The sequence below is a fragment of the Gracilibacillus halotolerans genome (assembly GCF_014206945.1).
Taxonomy (GTDB): domain Bacteria; phylum Bacillota; class Bacilli; order Bacillales; family Amphibacillaceae; genus Gracilibacillus; species Gracilibacillus halotolerans.
This window is the reverse complement of the sequence record NZ_JACHON010000001.1, coordinates 121,529-135,956: the sequence shown is the minus strand read 5'-3', so window position 1 is coordinate 135,956 and position 14,428 is coordinate 121,529. Positions and strand designations below refer to the sequence as shown.

The window sequence follows — 14,428 nt, the reverse complement described above, 5'->3', positions numbered from 1 at the left end:
AGTTATTTATCTTCCGGACTAGCAAACATTTTCCCATTTCCATATCCTGCTTCTCTTCCTGGAATCACTAAGTTAAGAATTAACCCAACAATAGCTGCTAATGCCATACCTTCTATGGCTAAGTTCGCGTCTCCAAATTTCAAACGAACAGCTGCACCACCAACCCCGATGACAAGAATGACAGAGGAAATTACTAAGTTTCTCTTAATTCCTAGATCCACTTGATTATCAATCAGCATTCGCAATCCACTTGAAGCGATAATCCCGAACAGAAGAATCGAAACCCCACCCATTACTGGTGTTGGTATAGAACTAATAATCTCTGTAATAATTCCAATAAATCCGAACATAACTGCCAGCACAGCCGCCCCACCGATAACAAATACACTAAACACTCTTGTAATCGCAAGTACACCAATGTTTTCTCCATATGTTGTATTTGGTGGACCACCTATTAAACTTGCAATGATAGTTGCAACTCCATCACCTAGAATTGAGCAATGTAAACCTGGTTTTTCAATAAAATTCCGCTCTGATATTTTGGATAAAACCATTTGATCTCCAATATGCTCGGCAACTGTCACAACCGCTATTGGTACCATAAGGATGATAATACTCCAGTTAATGACTTCTAGTGGATTGTAATCAGCAAATGGAATGATGAACTCTGGCATTACGAAAATCGCTGATATTGATCCTAGAATCGAGTCACTTTGGACGATATTGTTCCATGCTTCTTTAATTCCGCTAGTATCTACTACTTGAACAGATGTCACTGCACCGATAATCAATGAATAGGTGTAACCACCAACAATACCTATTAAGATAGGGATAATTCCGAAGAAGCCTCGAAAGAAAACAGAACCTAATACTGTAATTAATAATGTTACAGCTGCAACACTTAGGTGTATGCCACTATATGCACCATCCACATTCATCGCCATATCTATCGCGGTCGGTGCAAGTCCTAACCCGATAACTACTATTACTGGTCCTACTACTACAGGTGGAAGAACCTTGAGTATCCAACCTGTTCCAAAAGCTTTAATAGCTAGAGATAACACACCGTAAACTAGTCCGGCAATAAATGCCCCAACCATAACGCCACCTTCGCCACTAACTGCCATCGCACTTGTTATTGGCGTGATGAAAGCAAAGCTTGATCCTAAATAGGCAGGAATTTGTCCTTTCGTGATCAGCAAGTAAGCTAATGTACCAAGTCCACTTGATACTAACGCTACAGCAGGCGATAACTCTGTTAAGAAAGGTACTAAAATTGTTGCTCCAAACATGGCAAACAAATGTTGTATACTTAATAAGAACCAATTTGATAATTTAGGAACCTCTTTTACATCTAGCACTTTACTCTTATCTTGCATTATTCATTCTCCTCATCTAACATTTCTCTATTTTTAATCTATCGAACCATACTCACTTACAAAATAAGAAAAACCCCTTTGCAAAATCGCAAAGGGGTACACCTCACCTAAAAAACTACATAATTAGGGAGGCTTTCCTGCGACCTTGCAAGCATCTCTGTACTTGTTCTTAAAGGTCTTATTATTCGTTTATTTTTTCGTAAATACTTACACTGTCTTGCCCATCTATTTCTTCTAAATCTACATTTATAATTTCTTCACGTGAAGTTGGAATGTTCTTTCCAATATAATCTGCACGGATTGGTAATTCTCTGTGACCTCGATCAACTAAAACCGCTAATTGTATTTGAGATGGTCTACCATAGTCGATTAATGCATCCATCGCCGCTCTTACTGTCCTGCCTGTATATAGCACATCATCGACAAGAACCACTTTCTTACCTGTAATTTGCTCATTTAGTTTTGTATCTTTTAATTTAGGTTGTTTTTCATCATCCACATGTGTTAAATCATCTCGATACATAGTGATGTCTAACTCTCCAGTTGAAATATCTACACCTTCGATTTCTTTAATACGGGCTTGGAGTCTGTTTGCTAAAGGGACACCACGAGTCTTTATTCCTACGAGAACTAATCCTTCAACACCTTTATTACGCTCTAAAATTTCATGCGCAATTCTTGTTAACGCTCTTCTAATCGCTGCTTGATCTAGTATGTTTGCCTTCTTCTTCACTGTAACACCCCATCTCTTTAAATAGCCCTTTACTGGAATAAAAAAACCCTTATCCTCCGTAAGAAGAATAAGGGGTTTTTGAATACATGTACCCACTAGAGGATACAAATGTATTCTTCACCGTATTCCTTTTCAGCCTCACGGGACTGTTTTAAAAGGTCTTTGTTTGTCGAATCTATTATTTCAAATAAAATGGACTCTGTCAATAACTTTTGCGTATATTTTCTAAAACTTGTTTAAACTTCTCTGGTGGTTCTACTTCAAACGTTAGAGGAGTGTTCGTTACAGGATGGTTAAAAGCCACCTGATAGGCATGTAGCGCCTGGCCATCCACATCTGTTGTCTTACGTGGTCCGTATTTAGGATCTCCTACAATCGGATATCCGATATATTTCATATGTACACGTATTTGATGCGTTCTACCAGTCTCAAGCTTACATTTTACAACAGAATACATACCGTGTAGCCGTTCAATCACCTCAAAATGAGTAACAGCTGGTTTTCCTTTATCTGTTACGTCCATCAACTGGCGATTTTTTTCACTCCTACCGATTGGCGCCTCTACAGTTCCATAATCATGAGGAATATCGCCATGCACAATTGCTTGATAATTTCTTTCCATTTTCCTATCTTTGAGCTGTTCGGCTAGACCTACGTGTGCTTGATCATTTTTAGCAACGACAAGTAAGCCACTTGTATCTTTATCTAGTCGATGAACAATTCCAGGCCGCTCTACACCATTAATACCTGATAAGTCTTTACAATGATAAAGTAAAGCATGAACTAACGTGTCATCTTGGTGACCTGCGGAAGGATGTACAACCATACCGCTCTTTTTATTAACTACAAGTATATCTTTGTCCTCATAAACAATATCTAACGGAATATTTTTGGGTTCTAAGTTCAATTGTTCGATCTCTGGAATCTCCCATGTAACTAGATCATTAGGCTGGCATTTGTAATTTTGCTTGACAACTTCACCATTCACCTTAATATGATCTTTTTCAAACCATGTTTTGATTTGAGATCTCGAATGACCCTCCGTAATATCAACCATTAGCTTGTCCAATCTCTTTCCTCTATCTTCTTCAGTTATAATATATTGTTGTTCACTCATGAGGCATTCATCCTTTTGTTTTTTCTCTCATCCATTATTGTTACAATAAACAAGATGATTACACCAACTACTAGACAAGAGTCGGCAATGTTAAAGATTGGATAATTATAATTAAAAATGTAAAAATCGAAGAAGTCGACCACTTCCTTACGAAATAGGCGATCAATAAAGTTTCCAATAGCACCACCTAAAACGAGTGCTAAAGAAAAGCCTAGCCATTTATGACCTTTAGCATGCTTATGTATATAATAAACAATAAAGCCGACGACTATTACCGTAATTATATAAAAGAAAGTCATTTGACCTGCTAGAATACCCCACGCTGCTCCTGAGTTACGGTGAGAAGTAAGATAAAAGAAGTTTTCGATAATTGTAATTCTTTCTCCAATTTCCATATTATGTACAACCAACCACTTCGTTAGTTGATCAATTGCAATTGCGATTACCGCAATAACATATACTCTCCACATTAAACAGTACCTCCGAATCCTACCGTTTCGTTCACTTAGTAAAAAGCTTCCAAACAATTATAGCATGATATATCATGATGAACCATTAGAAAGTAGCCATAACGATCCTATTACGGTTGTTCTTCTATTTTTAGTTGGGCAAAAAGATGGCATTGATCCAGTTCACCGAATCAATGCCATAACTTTTTAAAAGATACTATTTTAGTTACTATAGTTTTCTTCTACAATCTCTGCACATCGTGTACATAAACTAGGGTGTTTATTATCGTCTCCAACTGTATCAGAAACTACCCAACAACGCTCACACGTTTCTCCGTTATGCTTCGTTACTTTAACTGTAACATGTTCAAACGTTTTACCGTCCTCCAATGTATCTGTAACTTCTGCATGAGAAACAATTAATAATTGATGCAAATACGGAATCGTCGAAAGTAGTTCTTTTACATCCGAGTTATTCGGTTGAATAACTATCGATGCTTCGAGTGATTTACCAATTACTTTTTCATTTCTTGCTTCTTCTAATGCTTTTAAGATGTCATTACGTACATCCATAAAAGCAGACCATTTCTGAACTAAATCAGCATTCGTTTTTATTTCTCTAGCTTCTGGCATATCCGTTAATTGAACATAGTCTTCTTCCACTCCAGGAATATGTCTCCAAACCTCTTCCATAGTATGCGTTAAGATTGGACTCATTAGCTTCGTTAATGCAGTAACAATTTCATAATAAACGGTTTGAATACTTCTACGGCGAACGTTATCCTTCGCTTCGATGTACAAGATATCTTTTGCGAAATCTAAATAGAAGGAGCTCAATTCAATTGCACAGAAATGATGAACAGTTTGATAAACTGTCGAGAAATCATAATTATCATATGCTTTTCTAACTTTATCAATCACTTGTTGTAAACGTACGAGCATATAACGATCCACTTCTTCTAATTGGTCATCATTTAAACGATCATTCAATGTGAAATCATTTAAATTTCCTAGTAAAAAGCGGAATGTATTTCGAATCTTTCTGTAGCCTTCTGATGTTTGTTTGATAATCTCATCGGAAATACGTACATCTGCTTGATAGTCTACGGAAGCAACCCATAAACGAAGGATATCTGCTCCATACTGTTTCATAATTTTAGATGGAACAACAACATTTCCAATCGATTTACTCATTTTTCTACCTTGACCATCAAGAGCAAATCCATGGCTAATTACTGTTTCATATGGTGATTTACCTGTTACGGCAACAGCTGTTGAAATCGAAGAGTTGAACCAGCCACGATATTGGTCAGAACCTTCTAAATAAACATCTGCAGGTCTTCTTAATTCTTCACGGTCTTGTAAGACACCTTCGTGAGAACTACCAGAGTCGAACCAAACATCCATAATATCCATTTCACGAGTAAATTCACCGTTAGGGCTTCCACTATGTGTAAAGTTCTCAGGCAATAAATCTTTTGTCTCCCATTCGAACCAGATATTAGAACCGTGCTCAGCAAATAAGTTCGCCACATGTTCAATTGTTTCATCCGTAATGATTGGGGTTCTGTCCTCCGCATAGAAAACTGGAATAGGTACACCCCAAGTACGTTGACGAGAGATACACCAATCTTCACGGTCACGAACCATATTGTATAATCTTGTTTCGCCCCATTCAGGCACCCAATTCACGCGTTTAATTTCATCCAAAATATCGTCACGAAAATCTTTAATGGAAGCAAACCACTGATTTGTTGCACGGAAAATTGTTGGCTTTTTCGTTCTCCAGTCATGAGGATAGGAGTGCGTAATAAATTCTAATTTTAATAAATTTCCGCTTTCTTCTAATTTCTGAGTAATTTCTTTGTTTGCACTATCGTAGAACATTCCTTCAAATCCAGGTGCTTCCTCCGTGAAATAACCTTTCTCATCAACGGGGCATAATACGTCAAGATCGTACTGCTTACCTACAAAAAAGTCATCTTCACCATGACCTGGTGCTGTATGAACAAGTCCTGTACCACTTTCTGTTGTAACATGATCTCCTAAAATAATAAGTGATTCACGGTCATAGAAAGGATGCTTAGCGACTAATCTCTCTGCTTCCTGACCTTTGAATGTTTTTATAACATCTACTTGGTCCCATTCTAAGTTCGACTTTACATCGTCTATCATTTGTTCAGCAATAATATATTTTTTTCCTTCAACTTTTACAACCGCATAATCTAAGTCTGGATGTACAGCGATCGCTAAGTTAGCTGGGAGAGTCCAAGGAGTTGTCGTCCAGATGACGAATTGTTCGTCGCCTTCAAGCAGTCCTTTACCATCTTTCACATCAAAACCAACATAAATAGATGGAGATCGCTTATCTTTATATTCAATTTCAGCCTCTGCAAGTGCTGATTCAGAAGACGGCGACCAATATACAGGTTTTAACCCTTTATAAATATAACCCTTTTTAGCCATATCCCCGAATACACGAATTTGAGCTGCTTCATACTCATTATTCAATGTAATATAAGGATTTTCCCAATCCCCGCGAACGCCAAGCTGTTTAAATTGTGTTCTTTGATTATCAATTTGCTTTAGTGCATATTCCGCACATTTTTGACGAAATTCCGAAATGGACATTTTCTTTCGATTTACTTTTTTCTTTGCCAATGCTGTTTCGATTGGTAAACCGTGTGTATCCCAGCCAGGAACATATGGAGCATGGAATCCAGACATCGACTTATATTTAACAATAAAGTCTTTTAGCACTTTGTTTAGTGCATGGCCCATATGGATATCTCCATTTGCATATGGTGGTCCGTCATGCAGGACAAATAGTGGACGCCCCTTCGTTCTTTCCTGTACTTTTCCATATAAGTCATTTTGATCCCAAGATTCTTGCATCTTTGGCTCTTTATTTGGTAAATTTCCACGCATTGGGAACTCTGTTTTTGGCATTAATAACGTTTCTTTATATTCCATAATCCTCTTCCTTTCTATTTCCAATTAACAAAACGAGCTTACATATAAAAAAAGCCCCTCTTATCCCAAGAAGGGACGAGAGGAGCTCGCGGTACCACCCTTATAGTCAATCATTACTAGTTAAATTGACCACTTTATCATTCGTATCGTGAATAACACGGTTATACCTACTTTGTATTTCAGCATAACTGCTCCTAGGTGATTTTCCGTTAATCTACTATGTCTGGCTTTCACCCTCCCAGACTCGCTCTAATAGTTAACAATTAACGTACTGTCCTAATCTACACATTGTTTTGTTATTTTCTTGTTAAAATTATATGTAATAATATGTAGTGCGTCAAGGTTTAATAAAGGTTGGCATCTTCTGTTTCATTATTCTCTTCTTCATCTTCTTCAAAATTTCCCTTTAATAATCCATCCCAATCATCATTTTTAATCAAATCAAGCTGGGCTTCAACAAGCATTTTTAGGCGAGTACGAAATACTTTTGCTTGCTTCTTTAATTCTTCTACTTCTAATGCGATTGAACGAGAACGGTGTAATGCCTCATTAATAATACGATCCGCATTTTTCTCGGCTTCTTTCATTATTAGCTTAGACTCTTTCCGTGCGTTTTCTTTCACTTCTTCAGCCGTTTCCTGAGCAACTAATATGGATTTGTTCAGGGTTGTTTCGATATCGGAAAAATGGTTCAGCTTTTCATTTAATTGCTCAACCTTGGTTTCTAACTCTTTTTTCTCACGGATTACCGCTTCATAATCTTTGATGACCTGGTCTAGAAACTCGTTCACATCATCCTCATCATAGCCGCGGAATCCTCTTGCAAACTCCTTATTATGGATGTCAAGCGGTGTCAAGGGCACACCGGCCACCTCCCGTTAATAAATAATTCACACTTTTATCAAAAATTAGGTATCTAAAACCTTATTAAATAAAAAAGCGTGCATCTTATACATATAGTACCACAAAATGACGGAAAACGTACTACGTTTATTGTAATTTTTCAAAAGTAAAGCGAATTTTGTCTTTTTTTGTTTTTCCATGGAACTCTTTAATCCGCGCTCTACCTTTTCCTCTTACGGATATTAAATCCTCTTCCTCCATAAGAAAGGCTGGATTATCAACTGTTTGGAAGTTCACTCTTACTAATCCTTTTTTAATAAGCTGACTTGCTTCTTGTCTAGATACTTGGTAAATTTCTTTTATTAAAACATCCATTCTTAATGAGGCACATGTACGTTGTGATTCTTTCCACATTTCATTTTTCGGAAGCATTCTTTCAAATGGAACGGACTCAAACGAAACATTTGCGTTTTTAATCGATGTTACATTAATTAGTAAGTAATCTGTAATTTCTTTACTAACCAATATTTGAATCTTACCGTTGCTAATCATAATGTCACCGATTTTCTTTCGTTTAATACCTACTGATAAGAATGCACCGAGAACATCCCGATGCGTAATGGTAACAAATTTTTCTGGGTACGTAGTTTCTAACAATTCCGTATCAAAATTCGCATCACTTATCTCCTCATAGTAAGGATAAAGATAGGCTCTCTTCCTTTCGGCATTGTTCCACCCTCCAAAAAAATCTAGCTTCCACTCTTCATCTTTTCCTATAATTAATTGCATAATCTTTTGTTCACGGGGATGAAGGAAATCGGTAAGTTTACCCGCATATTTTTGTTCAACTTCTTCGCGCCACGATAATATCTGGTCAATGAATGGATGTTCATCGTCGCGAAAATGCTGATATATAGTCATTTACTATCTCCTCTTTTTTACAGTTCAACTATTATAATAGCATGGATAATATCTGCGCTAAGCCCATGCTTGCAAAATTCAACACTAATATAGCAACGATTGGTGAAATATCAATCATACCGCCGATAGGAGGAATAAAGCGTCTAAATGGTTCTAGATACGGTTCGACAATTTTCCCAAGCATCTCACCAAATGAAGATTCTCTCGCCCCAGGGAACCATGACATTAAAATATAAATAATAATCGCATAAGAATAAATTCTTATAGCTGTAAAGATTAAATCAACCAACATACCCATTCACATTTACCACCTTTGATCTAAGTCTATATCTTCCATAACCTCGGTAATGTTCCCTGTCACTTCTACATGATCAGGTGCACATAAAAACGTCTGTGATCCTACCTTTTTCATTTCACCGGAAAGAGCGTATACAGCTCCACCTAGAAAATCGATAATTTTTCGCGCTTCTTGTACGTCTACACGTTGTAAATTAACAACTACCGAACGTCGATTCATAATATGGTCAGCAATATCTTGAACTTCCTCATATGATCTTGGCTCGCATAAAATCATCTTACTCGACTTTTGAACTGCTTGGAGACTGACGACATTTTTGCGCTTCGATTTACCTTCCTCAGCCACAGGTTCTGTTACTTCTTCCTCAATTACTTCATATTCATCTTCATCAAAACCAAAAATATTACGAAGTTTTCCCTTCATACTCACCTTTTCCCCTCCTTAAGACTGATAGGATCCGACTAATTTAGATCCAACTCGTATATGCGTAGCTCCTTCTTCAATCGCTATCTGATAATCGTTACTCATTCCCATGGACAAGTATTGACACGGTGCATGTGGTAATTGAAGATCCATAATTTCATCTCGCATTCTACGCAAACTTCTGAACGTCTGACGAAGAACTTCTTCATCGTCTGTATGAGGTGCCATAGTCATTAATCCAATTACTTTAACTTTATCATAATTAGAAAGTGACTCAATGAAAGGTTTCACTTCATCGATAGCAAGTCCATGTTTCGATTCTTCGCCACTCACATTAACTTGTACAAAGCAAGGAACCGTCTCCTCAGCTCGTTTATGAATTTCCTTAGCTAACGATTTGCGATCAAGGGAATGAAGTATATCGATGTCATGAATTAAGTCCTTCACTTTTCGTGATTGTAATGTACCGATAAAATGCCACGAAACATCATTTCCAAGTGCATCTTTTTTCTCTTGAAATCCTTCCAGCCTGTTTTCGCCTAAATGTCGAACTCCTGCCGCAACCGCCTCTTGTGCTGTTTCTATTGTAGCATATTTTGTTACAGCAATAACGGTAATATCCTCTTTATCTCTGCCCACTTTGTTACAAGCATTTTCAATGTGTTGTTGTATTTCTTGATAATTCTTTGCGACTGACATAACCTAATTCCTCTCCTTACTCCTTCATACGATAACCAATAAAACCAATCATCCGACCAGTATGTTGATTATCCCTTCGATGTGAATAAAACATAGAATCTTCGAACGTACAATACGTTGTTTGTTGAATTTGGTCGGAGGTAATCCCTGCGTCATGTAATATTAATTCGTTTAGTCTCTTTAAATCCAATAAGTATTTATTACCTTTTTCTACATAAGCATCCGAATATTTTTCATCAATGTATTTAATGACTGATTCGTCAACCTCATAGCAGTCTTTGCATATACAAGGTCCTATCACAACTTGTAAATCCTCTATCTTAGATGAGTGGTCTGTAAATTGTTTGACTGTTTGTTTTGCAATTTCTTTTACAGATCCCTTCCAACCTGCATGTACTACAGCAACTGTTTTTGTTGTTGAATCTAGAAAGAAAAGTGGTACGCAATCTGCATACATGGTCACACAGAGTACACCTGGTGTATCTGTTAACATTCCGTCAGCAAGTTGAAGTGCATCTCTAGAGTCAAAAGCTCCTCTTCCTTTATCTTTTTCTCCAACAATTAAAACCTGGTTACCGTGACATTGCTCTGTCAATATCCAAGATTTAAGTGGAAATCGAAGTTTTTCACTAATGATGTGGCGGTTTTGTATTACAGTACTTGGTTTGTCACCTACATGTAAACCGAGGTTAAGACTTTCATAATCCTTACTGCTATCACCGCCATATTTTGTTGTGAATCCTGCTACTAATTGTGGATCTTTTTTCATCCATTCAGTAATCCACAGTATCGAATCATCGCTAGAGATGTTAAAAGGTTCAACCATCATTTTCTCTCCTTATCGCTCTCATTTTATCATAAATTGCCGAATCAAAACAGAAGAAAGAAGCGATTCCCTAAGTAACAACAAATTATCTTAGGAAATCGCTGTGTAACTATCTATTTTTCGTACTAAAATGACGTCCTGCCCGATTTTAATGACGTGATTCCACGGAATAATAATCTCTCTCGATTCACCAAATACACCAAGTACCTTAGCTTTTGTTGTTACGACGAGACTAATTACCTTACCAGTCTCTACATTAATGTCAATATCTGATAAATTACCTATCCTTGTTCCATCCTCCATAAACACAATATCTTTCATTTGTAATTGAGATAAAGTAACCATGCTAATCACCTCTATACGAAAGTATATGCATGTCTTTCTAAAAATATGGCGATATATAGCATGTATTATTGCATGGGGCTTGTTAAAACTATGAATGATTTCTTCTCTTTAGTGGAATCAATTCTCGAAAAGGAGCTGGCATTATGGGTAGAGATGAACACCATCGAAAAAAAGGCAGAAGTATTTTAGCACAAACGCCTAAAAACCAATTAAGAAAAAGAGATGATGTAGAAATAGCAAAAGAATTCGATTTACATGAAGATACAATGAAGGATTTTTATAAAAAGTTATAAGTCATTAGAGAAGTTATAATTTGATGAAGGTTAAATTACTAATGAAACCGAACGAGTCACACAGAGATCGTTCGGTTTCTGACAGAAGAATATTTCTCTATTCAAACATTTCTTTATTCATTTCTTTGATAGCTGCTTTTTCTAAGCGGGATACTTGCGCTTGAGATATTCCTATTTCCTCTGCAACTTCCATTTGGGTTTTACCTTGAAAAAATCTTTTATTTAAGATGAGCTTTTCACGTTTATTTAATTTTCGCATACCTTCCTTAATGGATAGATGATTGATCCATTCATTATCATCTACTTGGTCATCACTTACTTGATCGACTACATAAATAGGGTCGCCACCATCATTAAATATAGGCTCGAATAATGATACTGGATCTTGTATTGCATCTAAAGCAAAGATTACATCTGTTACTGGAACGTCTAATTCCTTTGCAATTTCAGCGGGTGAAGGATCTTTTGATGTTTTACTTAATAATTTCTCTCTTGCATGTAGCGCTTTATAAGCAATGTCACGTAATGATCTTGAGACACGGATCGGATTGTTATCGCGTAAGTATCTTCTAATTTCACCTATGATCATTGGAACTGCATAAGTAGAAAATTTCACATTCTGACTCAAGTCAAAATTATCGATTGACTTCAATAAACCTATACAGCCTACTTGAAATAAATCGTCCCCATATTCTCCACGATTTTGGAATCGCTGGATCACACTAAGTACAAGACGCAAATTTCCATTTACTAATTTTTCACGTGCAGACCGATCCCCGTTCTGCATTGCTTTAAATAAAATTCTCATTTCTTCATTTTTTAGTACAGGTAATGTTGCAGTATCAACACCACATATCTCTACTTTATGTCTTGTCATTTTGTACCCTCCCGATTGGAGATCCTTCTCAGAAGTAAGTATCACCAATCCAGATGGTTTTATGCATAAAGTAGAGGTAACATTCCTATTTTTAAAGGTGAAAAGTTGACGAAAGCTAACGGTTAGTAAGAAGTATCATATTTATACCATTTTGTTATATTCCTTTTGTAATCGTTTGATAATTTTCTTCTCTAACCTTGAAATATAAGACTGGGAAATACCTAATAAATCAGCAACATCTTTTTGGGTCATTTCTTTATTATTAACTAAACCAAATCGGAGCTCCATTATTTGTCGCTCTCTTCCATTAAGTTGTTCAAGTGCTTTTCGTAATAACGATTTTTCAACCCGTTCCTCCAATCCTTTAAATGTTACATCTTCTTCTGTTCCTAATACATCCGATAACAAAAGCTCATTACCATCCCAGTCAACGTTTAAAGGTTCATCGAAAGACACTTCTGTTTTTGTTTTACTATTTTTTCGTAGGTACATTAAAATTTCATTCTCAATACATCGGGAAGCATAGGTTGCAAGCTTGATTTTCTTTTCCGGGTTAAACGTATTGATTGCTTTTATGAGACCAATCGTTCCAATACTAATTAAGTCTTCAATATTGATACCTGTATTTTCAAACTTACGCGCAATATATACGACAAGTCGCAAATTTCTTTCAATAAGCATTGCCCTAGCAGCCTTATCCCCGATTGGCAACTTATTAATCAATTCAAATTCCTCTTCTTTTGAAAGTGGTGGCGGAAGTGCTTCGCTTCCACCTATGTAATATATTTCATCAACTTTAAATCCAAATTTCTTTAGAACTTTGTAAAATGCCATAATCACTTTAGGTCGTAGTTTTAACAATTTAATACAGCTCCTTTTATATGTTTTATCTATCCAACATGTTGGATAAGTTTTGGATGTAATAGGCATTGGTAGCTATTATCAGCTACTAATCTGCCAAATTGAATACCAATTAAAACTCTTTTCGTTTTGTAAATTCCTTTATCCGTAGTAATCATAAAGAGATCTGGTTTAAAGCCGATCATAAAATCCGTCATGCCATTTACTCCTTGATAGGGAATAATCGAAAACATTTTCGATAAATCGTCATCTTGTTGGCCACTTAGTAGTTGTTCCTTTAAACCACGTAATCTTTCTAATTCTATTACTGTAAAAAACTCACTTAATACGCTTTCATCTATCACTATTACTGGTTTTTGTGTGAGAGGATCCACCAAATGATTACCACTATCCAAATAGCCATCGAACGACACATTTTTGTCGTTCCACTTGATGGTTACCTGGTATATAAAATCATCGTGCAATGATTGTAGCTTGTGCTTGTCCATACGATTTCTCGTAAAGTACCAAATAACAGGAAAACAAAGCAACACAAATAACGCATCAATACTTCCATTGGATAACTCAACAGAAGATAAATGTTGATTTGATTGAAATAAAAAATGTACTGCTAATAAGCCACCACCAATAGAAAATGTCATCAAATAAAACATAAATATGACCCTAAACAATTTGGCTATACTGTGATATCCGAATCCGATTAAGATAATAAAGAATGAATATAAAATCTTAACGAACCAAAGCTCATGAGGAAATGATGGAAATAATATTGAAAAAGGTACTATCAATGATCCAAAAACAGCTGCGAATAGTAGCCGAAATCTTTTAACTGGCTCCTTTGTCACATACTGTGTAAGTAAAAGAATCATCCAATCAATAAAGAAATTTAGTAACCAAACAAGTTCTACATATACTACCACCTTTTCCTTCCTTTCACTTTAATAGAAATCATATTAGCTCTAGTATAGGAAACATAAAACAAAAAGTCTGTCAGAGTTTGTATGCAAAAACCCTCTTTTTTTCAAGGAAAATTGGCTTCTTTGTAGAATTATTTTTTTGTCTACTGTGGTATATGAAAGTAACCAATGAGAAGGAAAACTAAACTATCGTTTAAAAATTGAGGAATAGATTGGCAAGGTATTGCAGAAAAACATTACTTAAGACCTCGAGGGGGATAGGCGCATAGCTAGACAATAAGAAAAGCGCAAGCGCCTTGTTCACCCCCGACAAGCTTAAGTAAGGCTTGACGTGGCGTTCTTTGCCACAGAATAGCATTACTTAAGACCTCGAGGGGGTAGGCGCATAGCTAGACAATAAGAAAAGCGCAAGCGCCTTGTTCACCCCCGACAAGCTTAAGTAAGGCTTGACGTGGCGTTCTTTGCCACAGAATA

The 14,428-nt window shown here is 36.4% G+C and carries 16 protein-coding genes and 1 other annotated feature; of the genes, 1 reads left to right on the top strand and 15 read right to left on the bottom strand.

Annotated elements, in window-relative coordinates:
* Nucleotides 1-2: 2 nt before the first annotated feature.
* The 12 genes from GGQ92_RS00710 to GGQ92_RS00655 form a co-directional block, all read right to left on the bottom strand.
* Nucleotides 3-1,379 carry a solute carrier family 23 protein gene (locus GGQ92_RS00710; protein WP_184243529.1) on the bottom strand — a complete coding sequence of 459 codons (1,377 nt, stop codon included), beginning with the start codon at nucleotides 1,377-1,379 and terminating at the stop codon, nucleotides 3-5.
* A 181-nt stretch (nucleotides 1,380-1,560) separates the two neighbouring features.
* Nucleotides 1,561-2,112 (bottom strand): bifunctional pyr operon transcriptional regulator/uracil phosphoribosyltransferase PyrR, encoded by a 552-nt coding sequence (pyrR, locus tag GGQ92_RS00705; protein ID WP_184243527.1) that lies wholly within the window; start codon nucleotides 2,110-2,112, stop codon nucleotides 1,561-1,563.
* A gap of 202 nt (nucleotides 2,113-2,314) precedes the next feature.
* Nucleotides 2,315-3,229, bottom strand: a complete 915-nt coding sequence (locus tag GGQ92_RS00700) for an RluA family pseudouridine synthase (protein ID WP_184243525.1) — start codon at nucleotides 3,227-3,229, stop codon at nucleotides 2,315-2,317.
* On the bottom strand, nucleotides 3,226-3,699 hold the full coding sequence (lspA, locus tag GGQ92_RS00695) for a signal peptidase II (RefSeq protein WP_184243523.1): 474 nt from the start codon (nucleotides 3,697-3,699) through the stop codon (nucleotides 3,226-3,228). Before lspA ends, GGQ92_RS00700 begins: the two co-directional genes overlap by 4 nt.
* Nucleotides 3,700-3,900: 201 nt before the next feature.
* Nucleotides 3,901-6,651 carry an isoleucine--tRNA ligase gene (ileS, locus tag GGQ92_RS00690; protein WP_184243521.1) on the bottom strand — a complete coding sequence of 917 codons (2,751 nt, stop codon included), beginning with the start codon at nucleotides 6,649-6,651 and terminating at the stop codon, nucleotides 3,901-3,903.
* A 68-nt stretch (nucleotides 6,652-6,719) separates the two neighbouring features.
* Nucleotides 6,720-6,944: a binding site (T-box leader), on the bottom strand.
* Nucleotides 6,945-6,995: 51 nt separating this feature from the next.
* Nucleotides 6,996-7,514 carry a DivIVA domain-containing protein gene (locus GGQ92_RS00685; protein ID WP_184243519.1) on the bottom strand — a complete coding sequence of 173 codons (519 nt, stop codon included), beginning with the start codon at nucleotides 7,512-7,514 and terminating at the stop codon, nucleotides 6,996-6,998.
* A 127-nt stretch (nucleotides 7,515-7,641) separates the two neighbouring features.
* On the bottom strand, nucleotides 7,642-8,415 hold the full coding sequence (locus tag GGQ92_RS00680) for a YlmH family RNA-binding protein (RefSeq protein WP_184243518.1): 774 nt from the start codon (nucleotides 8,413-8,415) through the stop codon (nucleotides 7,642-7,644).
* 31 nt (nucleotides 8,416-8,446) lie between these two features.
* Nucleotides 8,447-8,713, bottom strand: a complete 267-nt coding sequence (locus GGQ92_RS00675; RefSeq protein ID WP_184243516.1) for a YggT family protein — start codon at nucleotides 8,711-8,713, stop codon at nucleotides 8,447-8,449.
* A 6-nt stretch (nucleotides 8,714-8,719) separates the two neighbouring features.
* Nucleotides 8,720-9,142 (bottom strand): cell division protein SepF, encoded by a 423-nt coding sequence (locus GGQ92_RS00670; RefSeq protein WP_184243514.1) that lies wholly within the window; start codon nucleotides 9,140-9,142, stop codon nucleotides 8,720-8,722.
* A gap of 12 nt (nucleotides 9,143-9,154) precedes the next feature.
* Nucleotides 9,155-9,835: a YggS family pyridoxal phosphate-dependent enzyme gene (locus tag GGQ92_RS00665; protein ID WP_184243513.1), complete on the bottom strand. Its 681-nt coding sequence runs from the start codon at nucleotides 9,833-9,835 to the stop codon at nucleotides 9,155-9,157.
* A 16-nt stretch (nucleotides 9,836-9,851) separates the two neighbouring features.
* Nucleotides 9,852-10,661, bottom strand: a complete 810-nt coding sequence (gene pgeF / locus GGQ92_RS00660; RefSeq protein ID WP_184243511.1) for a peptidoglycan editing factor PgeF — start codon at nucleotides 10,659-10,661, stop codon at nucleotides 9,852-9,854.
* A gap of 90 nt (nucleotides 10,662-10,751) precedes the next feature.
* Entirely contained in the window at nucleotides 10,752-11,006 is a 255-nt protein-coding gene (locus tag GGQ92_RS00655) for a YlmC/YmxH family sporulation protein (protein ID WP_184243509.1), read from the bottom strand.
* Nucleotides 11,007-11,149: 143 nt separating this feature from the next.
* Between GGQ92_RS00655 and GGQ92_RS00650 the strand changes: the two genes are divergently transcribed.
* On the top strand, nucleotides 11,150-11,299 hold the full coding sequence (locus GGQ92_RS00650; RefSeq protein ID WP_184243507.1) for a YfhD family protein: 150 nt from the start codon (nucleotides 11,150-11,152) through the stop codon (nucleotides 11,297-11,299).
* A gap of 97 nt (nucleotides 11,300-11,396) precedes the next feature.
* On the opposite strand, the gene sigG is transcribed toward GGQ92_RS00650, so the two are convergent.
* From sigG to spoIIGA, 3 genes are all read right to left on the bottom strand, one after another.
* Nucleotides 11,397-12,176 carry an RNA polymerase sporulation sigma factor SigG gene (gene sigG / locus GGQ92_RS00645; protein WP_184243505.1) on the bottom strand — a complete coding sequence of 260 codons (780 nt, stop codon included), beginning with the start codon at nucleotides 12,174-12,176 and terminating at the stop codon, nucleotides 11,397-11,399.
* A gap of 141 nt (nucleotides 12,177-12,317) precedes the next feature.
* Nucleotides 12,318-13,037: an RNA polymerase sporulation sigma factor SigE gene (sigE, locus tag GGQ92_RS00640; protein WP_184243503.1), complete on the bottom strand. Its 720-nt coding sequence runs from the start codon at nucleotides 13,035-13,037 to the stop codon at nucleotides 12,318-12,320.
* Between the two features lie 29 nt (nucleotides 13,038-13,066).
* The gene (spoIIGA, locus tag GGQ92_RS00635; protein ID WP_184243501.1) at nucleotides 13,067-13,957 is read right to left on the bottom strand and encodes a sigma-E processing peptidase SpoIIGA; all 891 of its coding nucleotides are present in this window, start codon (nucleotides 13,955-13,957) and stop codon (nucleotides 13,067-13,069) included.
* Between the last annotated feature and the right edge of the window lie 471 nt (nucleotides 13,958-14,428).

Excerpts from the sequence above, each read along its gene's own strand:
- GGQ92_RS00710 (WP_184243529.1), bottom strand. The coding sequence starts at position 1,379 with ATGCAAGATAAGAGTAAAGTGCTAGATGTAAAAGAGGTTCCTAAATTA.
- GGQ92_RS00700 (WP_184243525.1), bottom strand. The coding sequence starts at position 3,229 with ATGAGTGAACAACAATATATTATAACTGAAGAAGATAGAGGAAAGAGA.
- lspA (WP_184243523.1), bottom strand. The coding sequence starts at position 3,699 with ATGTGGAGAGTATATGTTATTGCGGTAATCGCAATTGCAATTGATCAA.
- ileS (WP_184243521.1), bottom strand. The coding sequence starts at position 6,651 with ATGGAATATAAAGAAACGTTATTAATGCCAAAAACAGAGTTCCCAATG.
- GGQ92_RS00680 (WP_184243518.1), bottom strand. The coding sequence starts at position 8,415 with ATGACTATATATCAGCATTTTCGCGACGATGAACATCCATTCATTGAC.
- GGQ92_RS00675 (WP_184243516.1), bottom strand. The coding sequence starts at position 8,713 with ATGGGTATGTTGGTTGATTTAATCTTTACAGCTATAAGAATTTATTCT.
- GGQ92_RS00665 (WP_184243513.1), bottom strand. The coding sequence starts at position 9,835 with ATGTCAGTCGCAAAGAATTATCAAGAAATACAACAACACATTGAAAAT.
- pgeF (WP_184243511.1), bottom strand. The coding sequence starts at position 10,661 with ATGGTTGAACCTTTTAACATCTCTAGCGATGATTCGATACTGTGGATT.
- GGQ92_RS00655 (WP_184243509.1), bottom strand. The coding sequence starts at position 11,006 with ATGGTTACTTTATCTCAATTACAAATGAAAGATATTGTGTTTATGGAG.
- GGQ92_RS00650 (WP_184243507.1), top strand. The coding sequence starts at position 11,150 with ATGGGTAGAGATGAACACCATCGAAAAAAAGGCAGAAGTATTTTAGCA.
- sigG (WP_184243505.1), bottom strand. The coding sequence starts at position 12,176 with ATGACAAGACATAAAGTAGAGATATGTGGTGTTGATACTGCAACATTA.